This window comes from Sinomicrobium kalidii (assembly GCF_021183825.1).
Taxonomy (GTDB): Bacteria; Bacteroidota; Bacteroidia; order Flavobacteriales; family Flavobacteriaceae; genus Sinomicrobium; species Sinomicrobium kalidii.
This window is the reverse complement of the sequence record NZ_CP089211.1, coordinates 295,837-321,096: the sequence shown is the minus strand read 5'-3', so window position 1 is coordinate 321,096 and position 25,260 is coordinate 295,837. Positions and strand designations below refer to the sequence as shown.

Annotated in this window: 14 protein-coding genes; all 14 read left to right on the top strand. The window is 46.3% G+C overall.

Going from position 1 to position 25,260, the window contains the following annotated elements:
• Nucleotides 1–5: 5 nt before the first annotated feature.
• On the top strand, nt 6–1,568 hold the full coding sequence (locus LS482_RS01175; protein ID WP_233029908.1) for a YaiO family outer membrane beta-barrel protein: 1,563 nt from the start codon (nt 6–8) through the stop codon (nt 1,566–1,568).
• A gap of 36 nt (nt 1,569–1,604) precedes the next feature.
• Nucleotides 1,605–3,878 (top strand): glycoside hydrolase family 20 protein, encoded by a 2,274-nt coding sequence (locus LS482_RS01170; RefSeq protein WP_233029907.1) that lies wholly within the window; start codon nt 1,605–1,607, stop codon nt 3,876–3,878.
• Nucleotides 3,879–4,071: 193 nt separating this feature from the next.
• The gene (locus LS482_RS01165; RefSeq protein WP_233029906.1) at nt 4,072–6,426 is read left to right on the top strand and encodes a TonB-dependent receptor; all 2,355 of its coding nucleotides are present in this window, start codon (nt 4,072–4,074) and stop codon (nt 6,424–6,426) included.
• Nucleotides 6,427–6,574: 148 nt separating this feature from the next.
• Nucleotides 6,575–7,918, top strand: a complete 1,344-nt coding sequence (locus LS482_RS01160; RefSeq protein ID WP_233029905.1) for a sigma-54-dependent transcriptional regulator — start codon at nt 6,575–6,577, stop codon at nt 7,916–7,918.
• Nucleotides 7,919–8,253: 335 nt separating this feature from the next.
• Entirely contained in the window at nt 8,254–8,331 is a 78-nt protein-coding gene (gene kdpF, locus LS482_RS21730) for a K(+)-transporting ATPase subunit F (protein WP_367890601.1), read from the top strand.
• 5 nt (nt 8,332–8,336) lie between these two features.
• The gene (gene kdpA / locus LS482_RS01155) at nt 8,337–10,028 is read left to right on the top strand and encodes a potassium-transporting ATPase subunit KdpA (protein ID WP_233031781.1); all 1,692 of its coding nucleotides are present in this window, start codon (nt 8,337–8,339) and stop codon (nt 10,026–10,028) included.
• A 60-nt stretch (nt 10,029–10,088) separates the two neighbouring features.
• Nucleotides 10,089–12,125 (top strand): potassium-transporting ATPase subunit KdpB, encoded by a 2,037-nt coding sequence (gene kdpB, locus LS482_RS01150; protein ID WP_233029904.1) that lies wholly within the window; start codon nt 10,089–10,091, stop codon nt 12,123–12,125.
• 11 nt (nt 12,126–12,136) lie between these two features.
• Entirely contained in the window at nt 12,137–12,700 is a 564-nt protein-coding gene (gene kdpC / locus LS482_RS01145; RefSeq protein WP_233029903.1) for a potassium-transporting ATPase subunit KdpC, read from the top strand.
• A 113-nt stretch (nt 12,701–12,813) separates the two neighbouring features.
• On the top strand, nt 12,814–13,908 hold the full coding sequence (locus LS482_RS01140) for an outer membrane beta-barrel protein (RefSeq protein ID WP_233029902.1): 1,095 nt from the start codon (nt 12,814–12,816) through the stop codon (nt 13,906–13,908).
• Between the two features lie 2 nt (nt 13,909–13,910).
• Nucleotides 13,911–15,035, top strand: a complete 1,125-nt coding sequence (locus LS482_RS01135) for a sensor protein KdpD (RefSeq protein WP_233029901.1) — start codon at nt 13,911–13,913, stop codon at nt 15,033–15,035.
• 88 nt (nt 15,036–15,123) lie between these two features.
• A complete protein-coding gene (locus LS482_RS01130) occupies nt 15,124–16,890 on the top strand; it encodes a sensor histidine kinase (protein WP_233029900.1) in 1,767 nt (588 codons plus the stop codon).
• Between the two features lie 190 nt (nt 16,891–17,080).
• Entirely contained in the window at nt 17,081–20,158 is a 3,078-nt protein-coding gene (locus LS482_RS01125; protein ID WP_233029899.1) for a SusC/RagA family TonB-linked outer membrane protein, read from the top strand.
• Between the two features lie 2 nt (nt 20,159–20,160).
• Nucleotides 20,161–21,765: a SusD/RagB family nutrient-binding outer membrane lipoprotein gene (locus tag LS482_RS01120; protein ID WP_233029898.1), complete on the top strand. Its 1,605-nt coding sequence runs from the start codon at nt 20,161–20,163 to the stop codon at nt 21,763–21,765.
• Between the two features lie 130 nt (nt 21,766–21,895).
• Complete coding sequence (locus tag LS482_RS01115; protein WP_233029897.1) at nt 21,896–25,180, top strand: VCBS repeat-containing protein; 3,285 nt, start codon at nt 21,896–21,898, stop codon at nt 25,178–25,180.
• Nucleotides 25,181–25,260 lie beyond the last annotated feature (80 nt).

Sequence of the window (25,260 nt, the reverse complement as noted above, 5' to 3'; positions counted from 1 at the left end):
AAAGGATGAAATATATATTTGTAATAACCCTGCTTTGTGCCCATGTTGTGGTGGCGCAACAGAAAAGCGGGCTGTCTTCGGATGAACTTTTACAGATGGCCCTGAAAGAAACCCGCGAAAACCGGGATTATGAAAAGGCGATAGCACTCTGCAGGAAAGGTCTGGAACTGAGCCCGGACTATATAGATATTCGCCTGCTCCTGGGAAGGTTGTACACGCGTTCCGGAAAACCCGGAAAAGCGGAAAAACAGTTTGCCTATGTGCTGGATAAAGATCCCGGTCACATTCCGGCCCTGAAAGGATTGGCTTCTGTTTATACGGGACAGAAAGAATATACAAAAGCTGTCGTTCTCTATGACAAGCTGTTGCACCAGGACCCCGGCAACCAGGCATACCTCTTTAAAAAATCCGGATTGCTGGAAGCCGAAGGTGATTATAAGGCAGCTGCGGAATTGAGCAAACAGCTTATGGACACCTATAAAGACAGTGTGAAATACAGGCAGGTATATATTTACCAACGGTTGCTGCAGGCCAAAAAAACGGAAAAGGAAGGGCGATGGCCGGACGCTTTCAAAACCTACAGGAAAGTGTATGAGGTTTCCCCTGAAGATACGGTGGCGCTTAAAGGACTGGTGAGCGGTTATTACAGGGAAGAGCAATACGATACTGTGTTGAAGTACGCCGAAGAGGCCTTGAATGTATACCCGGAAAATGCCTGGTTCCTCAGACAAAAGACCGGGGCATTGGAAAAACTGGGACATTACAGAGAGGCCATAGCCAGTGCAAAACAATACGACACCCTCTACCCGGAAGAACAGAGGTATGGGGAATATACGGGGAAACTCCGGCGAAAAGCCTCGAAAAACCGGCTGGGCGTGATTCATTTGCAATCCTTTTTTGACAACGGTACACGGACCTCAAATATCACCTCTTTACAGTACATGCGCTATTTTCCCGAAGGGACAACCTTAACGGGGCGCCTGAATTATGCCAACAGGCAGTCCGGGGATGGGTTCCAGGCCGAACTGGAATCCTATTTTATCCACAATAAAAAATATTATTCTTACATCCTGGCCGGGTGGTCTGACAGTAAAGTGTTCCCGAAATGGCGATTGGGATATTCCCTGTATCGCAATTTTAATAAGGGCTGGGAAGGTGAGCTCGGAATGAGGTACCTGCGTTCCGAAGGGATCAACACCTATTCCGGAACCTGGTCTGTCGGAAAATATTTCGGGAATAACTGGTTGAATTTAAGGGGATATATGATTAAAGATGCCGACAAATGGCACCAGGCCTATATCCTGACAGGGCGACATTATCTCAATGAAAAAAAGGATCACCTGGCCCTGATCCTCGGGGCGGGGACCTCTCCGGACGACCGTAACCGGAATTTCCAGTACAATGCCTTCGGGAGTTTTATTTCCCAATCTGCGGGAGTGGGCTACCAGAAAACCCTGGGAGATCTCGCCACCATATCGCTCTATGCCGTGTGGAACCACCGGAAAATAGGGGATAGCCGCTACCTGAACCAGTACGATGTTTATATTTCCCTGTTCCGTAATTTTTAATAGCTTTATAAACATCCGCAATAAAGAACTTGCCTTATGAAACTACCTCCGGTATATCCGTCACCAGTAAGCATCACCCTGTTTTTTTTATGTGTTATGACTATACGGCAAACATACGCCCGAGACCTGATATTGGCCGATAATGAAAAATCCGGGTACACCATCCTCATCCCGGAAAACCCCTCGGAACAGGAAAAGGAATCGGCTCAGGTATTTCAGGATTATTTTAACCGGGTTACCGGGGTCAGCCTCGTTGTACAAAAAGAGGGAGAAACGGGGAATCTCCCGGTAATAAGCATCGGGAATACCCGGTTTTCGGGCGATATAGGCCTGGAAAAGCCTGGGGAAGAGAGCTACCGCATTACGGTAAAAGGCCATAGCCTGGCCATAAAAGGCGGATCGGGACAGGGACTGCGCTACGGGGTCTATACTTTTGTGGAAAAATTTCTGGGATGCCGGAAGTGGTATGCGGGCGAGCCTCCGTATGTTCCCGAAATAAAAAAACTCGTACTTCCTGCAGATACGGAAGTGGAGGAAGCTCCCGCCTTTGTGTTCAGGGAAGTGTATTTCCCGGGCGCATGGGACGATGAATACCTGGTGTGGCACAAACTGCACCGGTTTACGGATCTATGGGGGATTTGGGGACATTCTTTCGAAAAACTGGTGCCCTCATCGGTCTATTTTAAGGGCCACCCGGAATACTATGCGCTGGTCGACGGGAAGCGCAAACCCGTGCAGCTTTGCCTGAGCAATGAAAAAGTGCTGGAAATAGCCGTGAACAGGCTTAAGGAAGAAATGGAACAAAAGCCTTATGCCATTTACTGGTCTGTAAGCCCGAATGACGACATCGGTTATTGCGAATGTGACCGTTGTAGTGCTGTGGATGAGCAGGAAGGTGGACCGCAGGGCTCCTTGATACGGTTTGTGAACAAAATAGCCCGGCGGTTTCCCGACAAGATATTCACTACGCTGGCTTATACCTATACGGCACAGCCTCCCCTGATAACGGCTCCTGACGATAATGTATATGTAATGTTGAGCAGTATTAATGCACAGCGAACAGAAGCCCTGCCCCGGGAAAGATCGGCAGCGGGTTTCCGGAATAATTTAAGGGGCTGGAAACAGAAAACCGCCAACATTATGGTGTGGGATTATTACACCCAGTTTACCAATTACCTGGCACCTTTTCCCGACATCCCCGCACTGAAACAAAACATGAAGTATTTTTCGGACCGGGGAGTAAAAGGGGTCTTTGCACAAGGCAGCGGAAGTACTTATAGCGACATGTCAGAATTGAAAGGCTACCTGCTGGCAAAATTGCTCTGGAACCCTGAAACCGATGTGGAAAAACTGACCCGCGAATTCCTGAAGGGCTATTACGGCACAGCCTCCCCTTTTGTGGACAAATATCTTAAAGAGATACGGAACAATGTCATAAAAGGCAAGGTCAGCCTGAGTATCTACGGCAACCCGGTAAATGACCATGATACTTACTTGTCTCCTGAAAACATAGACCGTTACAGTACCCTGATGGACCGGGCAGAGGCAGCTGTAGAAGGAGATGCCCTGCGTCAGGTACGAATACGCAGGCTTCGGCTTACGCACGAATACACGGTATTGCAACAGGCCCGGTTCTACGGCCTGGAAAAGCACGGCATATTTGAATGTAAGAATGGCCGGTGGAAGGTAAGGAAAGTTTTTCCCGAACGGGTACGCCGTTTTACGGATGTCTGTGAGGAGGCTGGGGTGAGGGTGCTTTCGGAAGGAGGCCGGAGTCCCGAGGAATATCAGAAAGAATGGGAGCACATTTTTAAAAACGGTGTACGTCCCAATCTCGCCAGGGGTGGGGAGATCACAGCGATGAAATACCCGGCAACGGAAGACTACCCTGCCAAGGGAAAAAGAACACTGACCGACGGTGTGCCGGGCTATGATGATTTCAGTTATAACTGGTTGTGCTACTACGGCGTGCCGATGGAGGTGGTTGTGGATATGAAAAAAATAAAAAAAGTGAGCTCCGTGGAAATAAACTTCCTGGAAGACCCCAGGCACTGGATATTCCGGCCGGAAGCCGTGATAGTCAGTGTTTCCGAAGACGGAAGAACATACCGGAAAACAGGAGCGCTGAAAAACAGCACACCGGAAGAGAACTATTCCGTACGGATGCTGCCCCATACTTTTTCCCTGCAAAAGGAAACCCCGGTACGATTTATAAAGATAAAAGCCGTTCCTCCTGAACAATTGCCGTTCTGGCGCTACCATAAACGCAAAAAACCAATGATTGCCTGTGACGAGGTGTGGGTACAGTAATTAAAAAATTTAAAGATGAATAATACCCCTTTTTCTGTACCCCATGTATTGATTGAAAATCATATACGATGAATATCTCCTCATGATATATAATACATATGGTTTATTTATTTGAAAAAGTCTCTATGATCATTATTAATATTTAGTCTAAATAATATATATTTGCCCGCAATTTTAACTGGATTTTAACATTATGCGGACATTTAAACTGACCTTGCTACTGACTTTAGTGTTACAGATAATATATTCCCAGGAACAATTTTCCATATCCGGTACAGTGACGGATGCAGACGGAGATCCCCTGCTGGGAGTAAATGTTTATATTTCTGATCTGGCAAAGGGGGCTGTTACTGACGAAAACGGGCACTATTTTTTTAAAAGTATTCCAAAAGGCGAATATACAATAGTAGCCAGCACTATAGGATTTGTGAAACAGCGTAAGAAGATCGGACTGAACGCGCACTTAACGGAAGTCCGCTTTGTTTTGGCCGAGGATATACAATCCCTGGCCGAGGTAGTGATCAGCGCCTCACGGACCCCGGAAGCCAGGGACGAGCTGGCAACTACCGTTACGATTCTTTCCCGGGAAGTTATGGAACAGCAATTAAATATCACCTCTAATATTTCGGATATTATGAGTGCCAAAGTCCCCGGATTGGCCCCGAGTACGGGTACCTCCAGTAACTTCGGGCAAAAGCTGAGGGGAAGGGATTTTGTGGTAATGATCGATGGGGTATCGCAATCTACACCGCTGCGGAACGGTCAGCTGGATATCCGGTCGCTGGACCCAGCATTAATAGAAAGGGTAGAAGTCATAAAAGGCGCTACGGCCATTTACGGCAATGGTGCGGAAGGGGGGATCATTAACTATATTACCAGGAACAGCGATGAAGATAAGGCGTTTTCCGGTAGTACGGATCTGAGTGCTTCCGGGGCTTTTACCAATATCGACAATAGTATAGGAGGCCGGTTAAGCCAGAGTTTTTCCGGTAAAATCGGCAAATGGTCGTATCTTATCAATGGAACTTTGGAACAGACGGGAGCGTATAAAGATGCGGAAGGAGATGTATTGCCTCCCACTTACGGGCTCGGAGAGACCAACAGCTTTAGCGGCTTTGCTAAAATTGGTTATGATATCGCGAAAAACCAAAAGCTGGTATTGACTTATAATCGCTATAGCACAAAACAAAATACCAATTATATACAGGTTGACGGGGATTATGATACCGGCCGGAAATCTACTGCCGAATTGGGGACGCCCTTAGGGGTTCCGCAGGGGACCAAAAACAATAATTTGCACCTTACCTATAACCATCAGGCGGTTTTCGGATCAACATCGTTGCACGCCGACCTTTATTATCAGAATGTAGCGAACACGTTTTTTTGGTCCGATTCCTTTGAATTCGGAGGCCAGTCCCAGATCGATTCGGAAAAGAAAGGCGCCCGCGTGGTGTTGCATAGCCCCCATACTTTTACAGATAAGCTCACGGTGTCCGCTACTTATGGACTGGACCTGCTCAATGATATTACCTCCCAGCCCTTGGTGGATGGGCGTACCTGGGTACCCGAAATGAATATGGTGAACCTGGCTCCCTTTGCACAATTAAAAATTAATCTCTTACGGGATCTGATTCTAAAGGGAGGAATACGCGTTGAACGTATCACTATCGGTGTAGACGATTATACGACCCTGCGTACGGTGAACCCGGTTACCGGAGAAATAGACAACCCCGGGTTTGAGGTAAAAGGAGGGGAACTGGAGTATACGGCAACCGTGTTTAATGCGGGGGTACGGTATAACAGATTTCCCTGGTTCAGTCCTTATTTCAGTTTTTCCCAGGGTTTTTCCGTGTATGATATCGGGAGGATTCTCAGGGCTGCCCGGGTTACGGATATAAAAAACATCAATACGGAAGCTTCGATAGTGGATAATTATGAATTGGGATTTGTAAGCAAGTTGCTCGGAAAGCTCCGGCTGGAAGCCGTTGGTTTTATAAGTACATCGGAGTTGGGTTCGAGCGGTGAATTTAAAGAAGGGATTTTTAACGTAGTCCGAAGCCCGGAAAAATTATACGGTTTTGAAGGTACGATCGATTACTATCCCTTTTCTAATTTAAACATAGGGGCAACATACAGTTACCTCGAAGGTAAACGGGATGTCAACGACAACGGGGATTTCTCGGATGAAGCGGATGTGTACCTGGGAGGGGACAGGATTGCGCCACCAAAGATCACCGCGTATGCAAAATACAGCCCAACAGAAAAACTGGACATATACGGGGAGATTATCCGGATAGGCAACCGCGATCGTTTTACTATGAACGACAGCGGTACCTATGATGTATACCAGGGGCCGGTAAAAGCATATAATGTGGTGAACCTGAACCTGGGGTACCGGCTTACTAAAAGTACGACCCTGAATTTTTCCATGGAAAATGTCCTGAATGAGGATTACTTCCCGGCACGTTCCCAATGGTTTACCAGGGAAAATCTGTATACCAAGGGCAAAGGAAGCAGTTTTAAATTGGGGCTGACAGTGCGGTATTAAAAGATTTTTAAAAAAAGGATTACGCGTTGGGGGGAACAGAAAAGCGAATTTTAAGCGCGTTTCCCCTTTGTTTGTAAAACAAAAAGCATTTGGTAAATATGAAGAAAAATCCCATAGACTCCGTAAATTTGCCTTAAATCAGAAATTTGTGGTACCTTCCATCCTTATCATTGACGACGAAAAAGACCTTTTGAATATGCTTGCCCGCATCCTGGAGCTGGAAGGATACCGGGTGTACAAGGCTGGTACTGCAAAAGCAGGAAAAGAGGTTTTAAAACAACAGGCGATAAACGTTTTGTTAGCCGACGTAAAGTTACCGGACGGTCATGGTATTTCCCTTATCGAAACGTACAAGAACATTAGCCCGGAGACCGAGGTGATATGCCTTACGGCTTACGGAAATATTCCCGACGGGGTACAAGCTATAAAAAGCGGGGCCCTGGATTACCTGGTCAAAGGAGACGATAACCAGAAGATCATTCCTTTGGTGAGCAAGGCTGTTGAAAAATCGCAACTCCGGTTTAAAATCAAAAAATTGCAGGCCCGGATTCAGGGAGACTTTGGATTTGATAAGATTATTGGTACCTCCAAAGCAATAAAGGAAGCCATACAACTGGCCCGAAAAGTCGCGCCCCTGGATACCACGGTTTTACTCAATGGAGAAACCGGGACCGGGAAGGAAGTTTTTGCCAAGGCTATTCACGCCCACAGTGAGCGAAAAACCGAACAATTCCTGGCCATCAATTGCAGCGCATTGGGGAAGGACATTTTGGAAAGTGAGCTTTTCGGGCACAAGGCCGGGGCATTCACCGGGGCACAGAAGGACAAAAAGGGACTGCTGGAAGAGGCTCACCTGGGTACCTTGTTCCTGGATGAGATCGGAGAAATGGATATCGACTTGCAGGCCAAAATATTGCGCTTTCTGGAAGAAGGCACTTTTATCAAGCTGGGGGATACCAAAGAAACCAAAGTAAATGTTCGCATCATCGCCGCTACGCACAGGGATTTAAAGGGCGGGGTCGACACGGGGCATTTCCGGGAAGATCTGTACTACAGGCTTTCTACTTTTACGCTAATCCTTCCCGCACTGAACGAACGCATTGAGGATATTCCAATGCTGGCCGAATATTTTATAGGAGTTTTTAATCTGAAAACCAAAAAACAGGTCACCGGGATGAGCCCGGAATTCCAAAAAGCTCTGATAGACCACCACTGGAAAGGCAATATCCGGGAACTGCGCAATATTGTAGAAAGAGCGGTGATCCTTGCAGAAACAGAAACACTGGAAGCGGAACTGCTTCCTATGGATTTTTATTTTTCCAGATATCAAGGCAAAAGTGCATTGAAACTTTCGTTGAAAGAAGTGGAAAAAGATCATATTCAAAGCATACTGGAATATGTGAACGGCAATAAAACCAGGGCTGCCAAATTGCTCGGCATCGGGCTTACCACACTCTACCGGAAAATGGAGGAATACGACATCGACCTGTAATTTATCACAGTTCCCATATCACATTCATACTTATCGCACCCTTTCATTTTGAAAAAACCTTTTCATTTTGAAAGGATTTTATTTTTTCTAAGGGAAAGACTCCTTTTTTTAATGCATTGATTGTTTATTGGTTACGGTTTTATTTGCCTTTTGAATTTTCTGATGGCACGGGATTGGCATACCGTGATACATCAAACAAATATAATGAATACAACTATGGAAGCACTTTTGAGTTTAGCGATGATCCTGCTGACTATTGCAGGTTTCATCATTCTTTTTAAATCCATCGACTGGTTTGACAACCTTATCCGATAAACCTTAATAACCATAAGATCATGATCGTACTTCTGATATTAGCCGTAATAACCCTGGCCTACCTTTTTTATGCCATAGTAAAACCCGAAAAATTCTAAACATGATACATAATGAAATTATAGGGGCCATCCTGATTTTTCTGCTTTCAGCCGTTTTGGCCTGGCCATTGGGAAAATTTATTGTGAAAGTGTTTAAGGGAGAAAAAAACGGGATGGGTTTTATGTCTCCGGTAGAAAAAATGATTTATAGAATAAGCGGGGTCAATCCCGATAAAGAAATGGACTGGAAACAGAATGCAAAAGCTTTATTGGGATTAAACTTGCTGTTTTTTCTCGTGGCATTTGCCATTCTTTCCGTCCAGAGGCTTATAAAATTCTGGAACCCGGTAGGTATTGGAAACTGGGAGCCTGCACTGGCTTTTAATACGGCCATCAGTTTTATGACCAATACCAATTTACAGCACTATTCCGGTGAAACCGGAGCCAGCTATTTCACTCAACTGGCGGTATTTGGCTGGCTACAGTTTGTCAGTGCCGCAACCGGGATTGCAGCTTGTGCGCTGTTGTTCCGGGGACTTGCCAACAAGAGTTCCAAAACCCTGGGGAATTTTTACAGCCTGTGGCTTAAAAGCTGTACCCGTATCCTGTTGCCTCTGGCTGTAATATTGTCTGTTATACTTACGCTCAACGGCACCACAACCAACTTTAAAGGCCTTCGGGAAGTCACTACCCTGGAAGGAGAAACGCAAATGGTAGCCGGTGGACCTACAGCGCCCATGGTGGCCATCAAGCAACTGGGGACCAACGGAGGTGGTTTTTTCGGTCCCAATTCCACCCATCCCTTTGAGAACCCCAATTACCTGACCAATATGGCCGAAAACATAGCCATATTGCTTATCCCCATGGCCCTGGTATTTGCATTCGGATTTTATATGAAACGGAAAAAGCTGGGCATATACCTGTTCGGGGTGATGTCCCTTTTGTTCATATCCTTTGTCGCCATATCGGCCTGGCAGGAAGTGGAAGGCAATCCCAATTTTGCCGGAATAGGACTGGAACAAACGGTGAATATGGAAGGTAAGGAAGTCCGTCTGGGCCCGATTGCATCTTCCATGTGGGGAGTGTCCACTACATCCACATCCAACGGATCGGTAAACTCCATGCACGACAGCCATACCCCGCTGTCCGGCGGGATATTCCTCCTGGATATGTTTATCAATGCCATTTATGGAGGTGTTGGTGTAGGTTTTATCAACTTTTTTGTCTTTATGGTCATTGCGGTATTCATTGCCGGCCAGATGATTGGCCGTACCCCGGACTTCCTTGGAAAAAAGCTGGAACCCAAAGAGATCAAGATCGCAGCTATTGTGGTTATTCTTCACCCGTTGTTTATCCTTTCCGGAACGGCGATATCCAGCTACCTGATTACTGCAAATCCCGGTTTAGACTGGTTAAATAATCCCGGGTTTCACGGCTTTTCGGAAATGATGTATGAGTTCACTTCAGCTTCGGCAAATAACGGTTCGGGCTTTGAAGGACTGGGAGACAATACCCCCTTCTGGAATATTACCACGGGAATAGTAATGCTCCTGGCCAGGTTTCTGCCCATTATCGGCCCTCTTGCCATTGTAGGATCACTTGCCGTAAAAAAACAGGTGCCGCAGACCGCGGGAAGCCTGCAACTGGCAACCCCGGCCTTTGCTTCGGTCCTGCTTGCGGTTATTCTCATCGTCTCCGCCCTGGCATTTTTTCCGGCCCTGGCCCTCGGACCGATAGCCGAGCACTTTACGTTTTAACGGGTTCCTGAAGTCCCTGATGACTAAAACGGCGAAAGCCAAACTATAAATAGGTAAAAAATGAATTCCAAGAGCAAGATATTAAATAAAAACATCCTGAAAAGTGCATGGAGGGAATCTTTTGTAAAACTCCGTCCGGCATCCATGATGAAAAACCCGGTGATGTTCACCGTGGAAATAGGTACTCTGGTCATGATCGCTGTGACGTGTATATCCCTTTTTGTCCAGAATGGAAGTGTAGGCAGTTTCGGGTATAACCTCGCTATTACCCTGATCCTGGTCATTACCCTGTTGTTTGCCAACCTGGCCGAAGCCATTGCGGAAGCCCGGGGAAAGGCACAGGCCAATGCGTTGAAAAAGACGCGAACCAATACCATGGCTAAACGCCTGTTGGTAGATGGCACGGTAAAAATGGTAAATGCTGCGGAACTCCGGAAGAATGATATTTTTATTGCTGAAGCCGATGATGTTATTGCTGCGGACGGGGAGATCACCGAAGGATTTGCATCCATTGACGAATCGGCCATTACCGGGGAGTCCGCACCTGTCATCCGCGAAGCGGAAACCGATCACAACAGCGTTATCGGGGGAACAAAAGTGTTATCGGATACCATAAAAATAAAAGTGACTTCCGAGCCCGGGGAATCCTTCCTGGACAAAATGATCGCCCTGGTAGAGGGGGCCAATCGCCAGAAAACCCCTAACGAAATAGCCCTGACTATACTTCTGGCCAGTTTTACCGTGGTATTTCTGATCGTTACCGTAACCTTGCAGCCATTTGCGGCTTACAGCAATACCTTGTTATCTGTTGCCGCATTGGTATCCCTGTTCGTATGCCTGATACCGACAACGATCGGAGGACTGCTTTCTGCCATCGGAATTGCGGGTATGGACAGGGCCCTGTCTGCCAATATCATTGCCAAATCGGGTAAGGCCGTAGAAACGGCGGGGGATATCGATGTATTGCTGCTGGACAAGACCGGGACCATTACCATAGGAAACCGTAAAGCTACTCATTTCTATTCCCTGGATGGTACGGACGAAACCGAATTTGCCCGTTTATGTGCCATGAGTTCGGCTTCTGATAACACCCCGGAAGGGAAATCCATTATAGAACTTGCCGGAGCCTCGGATGTATTCCTCGATGATCTCAAAGATATTGAGGTTGACGAATTCGTAAAATTCTCCGCCGAGACCCGGATGAGCGGTGTAGACCTCAAGGACGGACGACAAATACGGAAAGGTGCCTGGGACGCTATTGAAAAATGGTGTGACATAGTACCGGAGTTACTCTGCCAGCTCCAGGACAAGGTCAGGGAAATTGCAGAAAAGGGAGGGACGCCTTTGGCTTTGGGAGTAGATAAAAAAGCTGTAGGGGTTATCCAGCTGGAAGACATTATTAAACCCGGGATACAGGAGCGCTTTGCCCGGTTCCGGAAAATGGGATTGAAAACGGTCATGGTTACCGGGGACAATCCCCTGACCGCCGCTTATATAGCTAAACAGGCCGGGGTGGATGATTTTATCGCCGAGGCCAAACCGGAAGACAAGCTCTTGTACATCAAAAAAGAACAGGAAGCCGGTAAACTGGTGGCCATGATGGGCGACGGTACCAACGACGCCCCGGCCCTGGCCCAGGCTGATGTGGGGATCGCCATGAACAGCGGTACGCAGGCCGCCAAGGAAGCCGCAAACATGGTGGACCTGGACAATGACCCTACCAAGCTGCTGGAAGTGGTAGAGATCGGTAAACAACTACTGATTACACGGGGAAATGTCACTACCTTTTCCATCGCCAATGATGTGGCCAAGTATTTCGCCATAGTCCCGGCCTTGTTTGCCATAAGTATTCCCGGACTGAACGTACTGAACATTATGGGGCTGGCCAGCCCGGAATCGGCCATACTGTCTGCAGTGATCTTTAATGCGGTGATCATTCCAGCATTAATCCCACTCGCCCTGCGCGGTGTCAAATACCGCCCGATGGGTGCATCCCAGCTGTTGACAAGGAACCTGCTGGTGTATGGCCTGGGAGGCATTATCCTGCCGTTTATAGGGATAAAATTTATCGATGTTATTGTTAATCTATTCTTGTAAAATATAAAAAAATGAAAACACTAAGAACCATTTTCGGTTTAAGCTTTTTGACACTCCTGCTTTTCGGTATCGGGTATCCGCTTGCCATGGTGGGGCTGGGTACTGTTCTCGCTCCGGACGGTGCTCAGGGCAATCCTATCTATAAGGGGAAAAAGCTGGTGGGATTTGAAAATATCGGCCAGCAGTTTCACAGCAACCGATATTTCTGGGGCCGCTCGTCCGCAGTGGATTACGATGCCTCTTCTACGGGAGGATCTAACTACGGGCCTGCGAACCCCGAATATCTCGAACTGGTGAAAAACAGGATAGATACCCTGGTAAAATACCATCCCGGGCTGGCTAAAAAGGACATTCCGGTAGACCTTGTTACCGCTTCCGGTTCGGGGCTAGACCCTCATATTTCCAAAAAAGCTGCCCTGGTCCAGGTCAATCGCGTTGCAGTAGTAAGGGGAATTTCTGAAAATAAATTACGGGAATTGATAGAAAGTCATACGGAAAGTTCATTTTTAGGTGGTCCTGCTAATTATGTCAATGTGCTGAAACTTAATATGGCATTGGACGAATTGGGGAATTAGAGCACGAGTAGATTTATAAAATAAATGGAGTATACACAAAAACAGTCGGTCGGTAACAAAAGGTACAACCATACATTTCAGAGTGCATTTGTCATCGATCTAAAAACAGACAGATGAAATCCTTTCCATTTTTTCTTACTGCCTTCCTGAGCCTCGGTACTGTCCAGGCCCAGGAAAAAACAAAAACCCTGACCGTTTCGGGATATTTGGATACCTATTACAGTTATTTTACCCACGATACCGATGTTAACGCATTCCAGCCCTATACCACGGTCTCTTCCCGGAACGAACGGTTCGGATTGAATGTTGCCCAGGTGGGAGCGCATTATGATTCGGACAAGATCAGGGGAAACCTTACTTTACATTGGGGAGATATAGCCCGGGCCACATGGTCCGAAGAATACCGGGCCGTCCAGGAAGCCAATCTTGGGTTCAGGATAGCCAAGGACCTGTGGATAGATGCCGGGTTCTTTACCACACATATAGGTACGGAAAGTTTTTTGCCGAAAAACAATTTTCTGAGTTCCACCACTGTTGCCACCTATAATGAACCGTTTTATCAGGCCGGGGCCAAAATCTCGTATGAAGGTTTTGAAAAGCTGTATATCGAATTGTGGGCGGTAAACGGTTACAACTATTTTCAGGATGTCAACGATACCAAGTCTTTCGGGGTGTTGTTGCAGTACCGATTTAACGACGTCACTTCCCTGACCTTTACCAATCTCCTGGGACGGGAATCCCCGGATGATTTCCCGGTGAAACAATTCAGGACATATCACAATTTGTATTTGAACACCCAGCTGAACGATAAATTGTTCATAACTTTAGGAGGAGATATGGGAACACAGTCCGATACGGCAGGGGATCGGGATAAAACAGCGTTTATGTATAATGCTCTGGCAACAATCCGTTACCAGATCGATCCTCGGTGGTCGGTCACGGCAAGGGGAGAGAGGTTCCGGGATAAGGAAGGCTTTATCAGCGGTCTTGTACCGGGAGTTAAGGGAGAAGAAACAGGGCTCGACCTCTGGGGCCTGACCCTGGGAGGAGAATACAGGCCGGTAACAAGCGGCTACATTCGGGGAGAAGCTCGGTTCCTCCGTGCAGATAAGGATATTGCTTTGTTCTCAGATAACCACAATATCAATGAGCGATGGGAACTTATGGTTACCCTGGGTTACCATCTGGACCACCTCTTTAATTTTTAAAGATGCCTGATAACAGCATAGAAAAAGACCGTTTCCTGCACCTTATTCAAAGGCGTAAAAAAGGCCGGCTTAAAGTATATATCGGAATGATCGCCGGCGTGGGAAAGACATACAGGATGTTGCAGGAAGCCCATCAATTACTGGAAGCGGGAGTAGATATCAGGATCGGCCTTATTGAAACCCATGATCGGGAAGAGACACAGGCCCTGGTGCAGGGCATCCCGCAAATTCCGCTGAAAAAGGTTTTTTACAAGGGCAGGGAACTGGAGGAAATGGACCCGGATGCCATTATCCTTTCCCGGCCCGATGTGGTTTTGGTGGATGAGTTGGCCCATACCAATATTCCCGGAAGTAAGAACGGGAAGCGGTGGCAGGATGTGGAAGAACTCCTGGATTACGGTATCAACGTCATTACGGCCTTTAATGTGCAGCACCTGCAAAGTATGACGGACAGGGTAGCGAATATCTCCGGGATAGAGATCAGGGAGACCATCCCGGACAGGATACTGAACGATGCCGATGAAGTGGTCAATATAGACCTTCCTGCCGAAGACCTTATCAAACGCCTGAAAGAAGGGAAAATATATAAAGGCGAGCGTGTGGAACGGGCCTTGGATAATTTCTTTCAGCCCGAAAAAATATTACAGCTCCGCGACCTGGCATTGCGCAAAGTGGCCTCCCAGGTGGAAAAGAAAATAGAAAGCAGTTTACCAGTCAAGGGACGTATGCAGCTGGAGCGCTTTATGGCCTGTATCAGTACCAACTATGAAAGCGGCAAACACATTATAAGAAAGACGGCGAGAGTGGCCGATTATTACCATGCGGAATGGTTTGTAATTTATGTAAAAACACCCCGGGAAGATGTATTTAAGATCGACCTGAGAACACAGCGTAAACTGTTGAACAATATGCAAATGGCCAGGGAATTGGGGGGACAGGTCATTATCCTGAGGGAAGATAATATCTCCGGGGCGATTTTCCATAAGGCCGTGGAACTGAAAATTACCAACATCGTCATGGGAAAACCCCACTTTTCCCTTTGGAGGCAATTACGGGGAAAGAATTACTTTGATAAATTATTAAAGTATTTACTGGATACCGAGATCGATGTTATTATTGTATTTTGATAGCCGGACCTCCGAAGCCGGAAGTCTGGGGTTGGGAATCGGTTAATTGTTACAGGCAACCGGTAATCGACAACTTAAACATACGCAAATGAAATTCAAAACCAAATTATTGCTCTCCTTCGGGTTTTTGTTTATCATCATCCTGTTATTGGGATTGGTGGGCAGTTTTTATGTCAAGAAACTGGGCAATGAGGCTTCCACCATTCTGAAGGACAATAACCGTACATTGCAGTATATGCAACGTATCAACACGGAAATTGATGCTGTTGAAAAAATACTTGTCTTCGACCAGCCTGACCGGGTCGACGGACATTTGTCGGAACTGGATACCCAGCTCAGGTTTCAAAAAGCCAATATCACCGAAACCGGGGAAGCTGCCTTCACCCAAAAACTGGAAAGCAATATAAAGGGCTTTGCCGAAACACTGGGTAGCGATCAAAAAAGGGAAAGCCTGGAATATATATTTCAAATAAGGGAGATAACCGATCAGATTTACGGGATCAACCAGGAAAAAATACTGGAGAGCAACCGGCGGGTGAAGAACATTTCCGACAGGGTATTTGTTTCCATGGTGACTATTGCTTTTGCCACGCTGGTTATCGGGCTTTTCTTTACTTTCGGCATGCCCGGTTATCTCACCAGGTCCATCAGGATATTTGACAAGGCCATTGATAAGGTGTCCAGGGGAATATACGATGTAGACATTCCTGCCGGCAGAAAAGATGAATTCGGGCACCTCGCCGCATCTTTTAATTTAATGGCGTTAAAACTCAGGGAATTTGAACAGAGTAACTACGCGAAAATCCTTTTCGAAAAGAACAGGCTCGATACGATCATCAACCAGCTTTCCGAAGCTGTGGTTGGACTGGACCAGAATAAAAATATCCTGTTTGTAAACCGGAGAGCACTTGCCTTGTTGGGATTAACGCAAAAGGAAGTTCACGAAAAATATGCCCCCGATATTGCCATACACAATGAGTTGATGCAAAACCTGATCCGGGAACTTATGCTCGGCGGGCAGGCACAATCTCCTGTAAAAGTAACGGAAGGCAGGAGTGAAAAGCTGTTTTCTAAAGATATTATTGATATCGTAACAACTCCAACAGGGGAAGGGGAAAGAAAAGTGCTGATAGGCCACGTGATCATTTTGACTGATATCACGGCATTTGCCGATAAGGACAAGGCCAAAACCCGTTTTATGGCCACATTAAGCCATGAATTAAAAACTCCCGTTGCGGCAATCGATATGGGAGTGGGATTATTACAAAATGAAAAGGCCGGGACTTTGAACGACGAACAGAGGGAATGGGTAGAGACCATTATGCAAAACAACGACCGGATTAAAAGAACCATTAACGAAATACTGGACCTGTCCAAAATAGAAAGCGGGAGTATCGATGTGTTGAGTTCCCGGACAAAAGTAGGTTACCTGATAGATTCTGCCGTTATGGGAATACAACCTTTTATCAAAGAGAAAGGACTAACCGTACAAAGCCTTTCGGCCATAGATAAACAGGAAGTTCTGGTCGACCCACAGAAAACCATTTGGATATTGAATAATTTCCTGACCAATGCCATCCGTTATTCTCCCGAAGGGGAAGGGATAAAGGTAAATGCGGAAGTAGAAGACTACTTTGTTAGGATTTCCGTAACGGATCGTGGAAAAGGGGTGAGCCTTGCACAAAAGAAAACGATATTCAAACCTTATTCCAGGCTTAAAAACGACTCGTCCGAAGGTACCGGGCTGGGACTTGCCATCTCCAAGGAATTTGTAGAAGCCATGGGAGGAAGTATTGGTCTGCTTTCCAGGGAGGATCAGGGGGCAACCTTTTGGATTAAATTGAAGAAAGCATGACTAAAGCCTCGTTTAAGCTAAGCGGACAGCTAAATACAGTTAATAAAGGTTAGGGGCTTTTGTTTTTTAGCTATGCAGAGTAGTTGTTGGTCGAAAATTTTTGCCAAATATCAACTTTACCATAACATTTATGGGTGTTTAATGTTAATTTAAAGACAAATAACCCATATTAATCATAAATATTTATTGTATGTCTAATAAACTAATAGCCATGGCCATGGTGATGTTTTTATCTCTGTTGTCCGTACAGTTGGTTTGGGCACAGGACATCACAATTACGGGAGTGGTTACCGAGGCGGTAAACGGTATGCCATTGCCCGGGGCAAATGTGGTCCTGAAAGGGACCAATAACGGGGCTTCAACCGACTTTGACGGTAATTACACGATAAGTAATATACCGGAAGACGGTATTCTGGTGTTTTCCATTATCGGTTATGCGACTCGTGAAATACCCGTGAACGGGAGAACGGACATAGATGTTACGCTTGAAGAAAGTACGGAACAACTGGGCGAAGTAGTGGTGACTGCTCTTGGTATCAATAAGGAACGAAGAAAATTAGCCTATGCGGTTACAGAAGTGGGTAGTGAAGATCTCACTCAGGCTCGTGAGGTTAATGTGGCCAACTCTTTAAGCGGACGTGTAGCTGGTTTGGTAGTAAAAGGTACGAACAGTGGGCCCGGGGGAACAGCCAAGGTTACACTGAGAGGGTTACCAAGTATTAGCGGAACGGGTTCGCCCTTATATGTGATTGATGGGATTCCGATGGACAACACTCAGAGAGGATCTGCAGGCCAGTGGGGCGGCGGAGACAACGGTGATGGTATAGGGAACATAAACCCGGACGATATTGAAAAAATGACCGTGCTTAAAGGGCAGTCGGCCTCGGCTTTATACGGGTCCAGGGCCTCGAACGGTGTAATCCTGATCACCACCAAAAAAGGAAGTAAGCAGGATGATTGGTCGCTGAACTACACCATGAACGCAATGATGGAAGATGCGGTAGACTTTACCGATTTTCAAAAACAATACGGACAGGGTGTCGAAGGATTCAGACCTACCACGGCGGCCGAAGCCTTGGGGACAACAAGGTTTGCCTGGGGGGAGCGCCTCGACGGTGGCAGTGTTATCGGTTATGACGGTGAACAATACAGTTATGCACCGACTCAAAACGATTATTTGAGTTTTTACAGGACCGGGTCCAATATTACCAACAGCATATCGGTTTCCAAAGGCATGGAATCGGGATCTTTCAGGTTATCATTGTCTAACCTGACTTCAAATTCTATCGTTCCCAACAGCGATATACAAAGAAATACAGTGACTCTTAATGTAGATCAGAACATAACGGATAAACTCAATATATCGGCCATGGTGAATTACATAGACCAGAGGTCAGACAATATTCCTTTTCTGAGCGATGGACCGAGGAACCCCAATAATTTTTTGTTCCTTGCTCCTAATGTGGACCATTCCATTTTTGCCCCTGGCTATGATCCCGAAACCGGGGCAGAAACTATATTCAGTGATGACAATTTTGTGACAAACCCTTATTTTATAACAGAAAGAGGTATAAATGATCAGGACAGGAGGCGTACCATATCAATGCTGAGTGCAAAATACAATTTTACGTCCCGCATTTATGCCATGTTGAGAGTGGGGAACGATATATCTAATGATAAGTTCTTTAGCGTAGAACCTACGGGATTAGGATATACCCGGAATTTGGAAGGAGCTTTGAATCGAAGAGGACAATCGGAAAGGTCGGAATTGAACGTAGACGGTATATTTGGTGCTACGGTAGATCTTACTGAGGATATAGAACTGGATGCCCTGGCAGGAGCCAATTTAAGGAAGAACAAGTTTGAATCGGTGAGTTTAAACGGGGCGCAGTTCGTTATACCGTTCCTTTATTCACCTACGAATCTGAGAACTTTTAACAGAGAATACTTATTTAACGAAAGAGAAGTACATTCTGCCTATTACTCTGTCGGGTTTGGATATAAAGATTTCCTTACCCTGACCACTACGGGCCGTTATGACGTGTACTCTACGCTATCGTCGCCACAAATGTCAGACAACAGTCTGTTCTCACCTTCAATAACAGGAGCCTTTATCTTCAGCGAATTTTTAAACATGGAAAGTCTTAGTTTTGGAAAGTTAAGAGCCTCCTATGCCGTGACCAGCGGAGAACCGGCTGAAGCTTACCAGAACCAGTTCTATTACAGTTCAGGGAACACCTATAGCGGGGCGCCTACGGGAGAATCGCCCTTGGCCCTGCCTAATATAGATCTAAGACCCTTTACCACAAGCGAAATGGAATTTGGAATGGAACTGAACTTCTTCAGTAACAGGCTTACGTTTGATATCGCTTATTTCGACAAGAAGACACATGACGAGATCATAGCGACGAACTTGAGTATTGCTTCGGGCTTTAACAGCGGCTGGGTGGCAACAGGTTCTACCCGGAACAAGGGACTTGAAGTACTCATATCAGGAATGCCTGTAAGGAATGAGAATTTTTCATGGAGAAGTTCATTCAACCTCTCCGCTGTTCAAAACAAGGTTTTAAATACAGATGAGAATGGTAACCCGATAACACTGGGGCAAAACCGGGCTACCCTTGGAGATGCTGTGACAGCTTATGTAGAGGGTGAAGCCGGGCCGCAGATTATGGCATATGACTATGCCTATGACGAATCCGGAAATATTATGGTGGATGATGCAGGGCTTCCGGTAAGAGGAGATCTGAAAACCTGGGGCACTGTGCTGCCAACCCTGTACGGAGGCTGGAATAACGAATTCAGGTATAAGAACTTCAATCTGTCGTTCCTCATAGACTATAATTATGGAAATAAAGTATTATCGGCCACCGAATATTATTCGCACTACAGGGGGTTGCATAAAAATACCCTGACAGGCCGGGAAACTGGGATTACGACCAATGGGGTAGCCGCACCGGCCGAGGAGTATTATCAGGCTCTGGTGCAAAATGTTACCAGGACCAGTGTAGTGGATGGCGATTTTATCAAGCTCAGGCAGTTGGCGATAGGATACACCTTTCCGGATGAAATGTTTGAAAAAATATCCGTATTAAAGGGAGTGAATATATCCCTGGTGGCGCGGAACCTCTTTTTCTTAATGAGAAAGGCGGATAATATAGACCCGGAGGCCAATTTTGGTTCTACGATCAATTATACGGGGATCGAAGGGACAAGCCTGCCGTCGACGAGATCTTTCGGTGTGAATGTTAATTTTAAATTGAATTGATCATGAAGAAATATATAAATATACCATTGGCAATACTTCTCCTGGCATTAACAGCTTGTGACAGTGATTTTGCAGACTTGAATACCGACCCTAATAATGCCGATGGCGAATTGTTCGACCCTAATCTGATACTTCCGAAAGCATCATATGATTACGGGGATATGACCACAGGGTATACAGGCCCTATCCTTTTTCAAAGCATGTGGATGCAGCTTATGGCTTCGACCTCGACAGGAGGGGCCAACTATTATTCCAATGCCGATAAATACGTAGCTTCGGGAAGTACAACATCCTATATACAGGGTGCATGGAACAAGGGTTATGAAGTAGCTTCGAGAATATTTCAAATGCAGAAGCTGGCCGAAGAAAAGGACCTGCCTAATTTGTATGCTCTGGGCGATATCATGAAAGTGTTGAGCCTGTCGTATGTTTCTGATATATACGGAGATATTCCATATTCTGAAGCAGGGCAGGCCGAAGAGGGAAATTCCAGACCGTCTTATGACAGGCAACAGGATCTCTATCCCACCATGCTGGCAGACCTCGAAGCTGCCATCCTGGCCCTGGATGCTTCCCGGGATGAGATCACAAGTGATGTATTTTACGATGGTGACCTGGAGCAATGGAGAAAATTCGGTTATTCGTTAATGCTCAAAATGGCTATGAGGCTTGTCGATGTAGATCCCGAACTATCAATAGAATATGTGAACAAAGCCATAGCAGGGGGTGTCTTTGAATCCGCAGATGATGAGGCTGTGCTTCCTTCGGATAATACCAATGGTTTTTCGAATAGTAATGCCAATGCCCTTAATACTGTTGCAGATGTATACCAGGTACGATGGTCCAGGGTCTTAATAGATTATTTACAGGCTACGGACGATCCCAGGTTGCCGGTCGTAGCAGAAGTGCCGCCTGCAGGTCTGGAAGCCAATCAGGACGGGAATGTTGTCGGTGATAACAACCCGGATATACAATTTGGAATGCCTAACGGCTACGACCTGAATGGCCGTGCTACTGATATTTCAAATGAACCCGACTACCCGGGAGGAACAGGTTCCGGAGATGATGTAGCACCCATAGGAAACTATTCCCGCCCTACAGCCATATACAGGGACAGGGATGCTCCCATATTCGTGTTGACCTATGCAGAAGTTCAGTTTTTACTGGCCGAAGCAGCTATAAGGGGAGGTTACAATACTGCCCGGACTGCTTCGGAATACTATGAAAACGGTATAGTAGGGGCTATGACGGCCATGAATAAATACGGCGGCCTGCAAATCTCTTCTGCTGATGCTGTAAACCATGCAATGGCAAATCCGTTGGATACCAGTAGCGAGGAGAATGCCCTGGAAATGATCAACGTACAGATATGGGCCACAACCGGGATGCTGGCAAATTATACAGAAGCGTGGAACAACTGGAAGAGATCGGGATATCCGGTTTTAACCCCGGTAAATTACAGCGGAAATTTCTCCAACGGGATGATCCCCGTAAGACAGGTTTATCCGAGTTCCGAAAGTACGACAAACCCGGATAACCTGGAGACCGCGATCTCGAATATGGGAGGAAATACCTGGAATACCCGTGTCTGGTGGCATATAGAATAATGGAGACGCACGGTAGTGCGTCTCAAAACAGGATAAATGAGTGATAATGTTAGTTTAGAAGAATGATAAAGGAGGGTTTTTTCCCTCCTTTATTTGGCTTAATAAAGTATTGTTTTAATATACAATAGCTGTGAAAAATATTACTGTAGTCATACTGCTTCTCTTCAGTTTGAAGGTATTGCCGCAAGAGCCATTGTTCAGCCTTTTGACAGATACCGGGATCGACTTTGAAAATACAATTAAGGACGAAAAATCCCGGAATATACTGATCTACGCCAATTTTTACGGCGGAGCAGGCGTGGGCGTGGCTGATTTTAATAACGACGGCCTGAAAGACCTTTACTTCGCCGGGAATATGGTTGATGATGACCTGTATGTAAACCGTGGAAATCTCAGGTTTGAAAAGATAACCGGAAAGGCCGGGATAATCAATGATGGCGGCTGGTCTACCGGTGTCACCATTGCCGATGTAAATAATGACGGCTGGCAGGACATTTACATAAGCCGGGAACTCTATGACGATAAACCCGGATGGAGAAAAAACCGGTTGTATATCAATAACGGCGACCTCACCTTTACCGAATCGGCCGAAAGATATGGTGTTGCCAATGCACAGCGTACCAGGCACGCCGTATTCCTCGATTACGACAAGGACGGCTTTCTCGACCTGCTCCTGCTTACCCAGCCGCCCAATCCCGGGAGTTATTCGAAATATTTCGGAACGACCCTGCTAAAGCCCGAATATCATTTGGTCCTGTATAAAAATACCGGAAAAGGAAAGTTTAAGGAAGTAAGTGAGCAGGCCGGTATTGCACAAACAGGTTTCCCAAATGCTGCATCCGTAGCCGATCTCAACAATGACGGATGGCCCGATATCTATGTAGCCAACGACTTTGATGCCCCCGACTTCATTTTTATGAATAACGGGAACGGAACTTTTACCAATGTTGCCGATACCGCACTGAATCATATGTCGTATTTCAGTATGGGGGTGGACATAGCAGACATGAATAACGACGGGTTCCAGGATGTATTTGTAGTGGATATGGTAGCTGAAGACAATTTCAGGCTCAAAGCCAATATGAGCGGAATGAATCCCGAAGCCTTCTGGAATGTGGTTGATAGCGGAGGGCATTATCAATATATGTTCAATACCCTGCATTTAAACAACGGGAACGGGACATTCAGTGACGTAGCCCAGATCACAGGTATGGCCACAACCGATTGGAGCTGGGCAAACCTGATGGCCGATTTTGATAATAATGGCTTAAAAGACACATATATCACCAACGGACTGCTAAGGGACATCAGAAATACCGATGCCGATAAAAGAGTGGCCGGATTTATGAACGAATCTATAAGAAAATGGGTGGAGAAACATCCTGACGGGGGGGAGATAAAGAGCGTCTGGGATGTGGCAGATATCGATAAGGCTGTGGCACTGATCCCTTCGCAACCCATAAAAAATTACGCTTATAAAAACGAAGGAAACCTGGATTTCAAAAATATGGGACAGGAGTGGGGGCTTGATCATGAATCGTTCTCAAACGGCGCAGCCTATGCCGATCTCGACAACGATGGCGATCTCGATCTCGTGGTCAGTAATATCAATGAAAAGGCCTACGTGTACCGGAATAACGGGAACAGGAACCACTATTTGAGATTAAACCTGAAATCCGGAGAGCATTTACCGGTTTTCGGCTCCCGGGTGGAAATTGAGGTAGACGGGCAGAAGCAGTATTTCGAAATCACCAATGTGAGAGGGATCTATTCTACCAGCGAGAGCGAAGTGCATTTCGGACTGGGGGAGAATACCGAAGTAAACACATTAAAAGTAACCTGGCCCGACGGCAAAGTGACCCTGAAGGAAAATGTGGAAGCCGATCAAGTGCTAACCCTTTTTATGGAAGATGCTGAAAATGAAGGAAACGAGAAAGTTCGCCCGGAAACCGTATTTAAGGAAATTACTTCCGGCGGGCAGTTGTCTCATTTTCACAGGGAAAACGATTTTAACGATTATGACTACCAGGTGTTATTGCCTCATAAGCTATCACAATTCGGTCCCGCACTTGCAGTCGAAGATGTGAATAACGACGGAAAACAGGATGTCTTTATCGGAGGTGCGGCAGGGTTCCCGGCCGTCTTGTACGTACAGGTCGGGAACGGTTTTCAGAAGAGCAATGAAAGTTTATGGTCCGGCGAAGCCGCATACGAAGACGTGGATGCCGTATTTACCGATATAGACGGAGACGGTGATACGGATCTGTATGTGGTAAGCGGGGGCAATGAATTTAAAGCCGGGAATGAAAAGTATGCAGACCGTTTGTACCTGAACGACGGTAAAGGCAATTTTGTGAAGACCGTCATGGAGAACACGATAAACATAAGCGGTAGCGTAGTCAAAGGATATGATTACGATAAAGACGGGGATACGGATATCTTTGTCGGCGGAAGGCATTTTCCGCATAATTATCCGGCTCCGGTTTCTTCGGCTTTGCTGGTCAATGACAAAGGAACGCTCACCAATAAGACCGATGAAGAAGCGCCCGGATTTCGGGACCTGGGCATGGTAACCGATGCCATTTGGACCGATTACGACAACGACGGTTGGACAGACCTCATTGTGGTTGGCGAATGGATGCCCGTTACAGTGTTCAGGAATATCGAAGGGAAACTGGAAAAGCAGGATATTGATGACCTGAACCAGACCAAAGGCTGGTGGTTCAGCATAGCACAGGGCGATTTTGATAATGACGGGGACATGGATTACATAGCGGGAAATATCGGGCTGAATTACAAATACAAGACCGCTCCCGAAAATCCCTTTGACGTCTATTATCACGATTTTGATGACAACGGCTCGCACGACATTGTGCTGGGGTATTATCAGGAAAACAAACACTATCCGCTGAGGGGTTTTTCCTGCTCATCCGAACAGGTTCCCAACCTGAAAACCACTTTTAAACAATACGATGTCTTTGCCTCCCTGGAACTGGAAGAAGTGTATGGAAAGAAAAACCTGCAAGAGGCCCTGCATTATGCGGCAGATACATTTGCATCCTCCTATGTGGAAAATCTCGGGAACGGAGATTTTAAAGTAACCCCTTTACCCAATATGGCCCAGCTTTCCAGTATAAACGACATGCTCGTGTCAGACTACAATAACGACGGCAACCTTGATGTGCTGGCCACCGGAAACCTTTTCGTTTCAGAAATAGAGACCCCCCGGAATGATGCAGGTACCGGGGCCCTGCTGCTCGGAGACGGTCATGGTAATTTTGTGGTCAGGAGGAATACATACAGCGGTTTTTTTACTAATAAAGATGCTAAAAAAATGAAGTATGTCGAAGATAAAGGATGGGTACTCGTGGCCAATAATAATGCTGTTTTACAGGTGTTTAAGGTTAATCGGTGAGCCCCCTTGAGGGGGACCTAAGGGAGTGTTTATACCGGCATTATTATCACAACAACTCTATAATCCTCTCGTTCACAAAC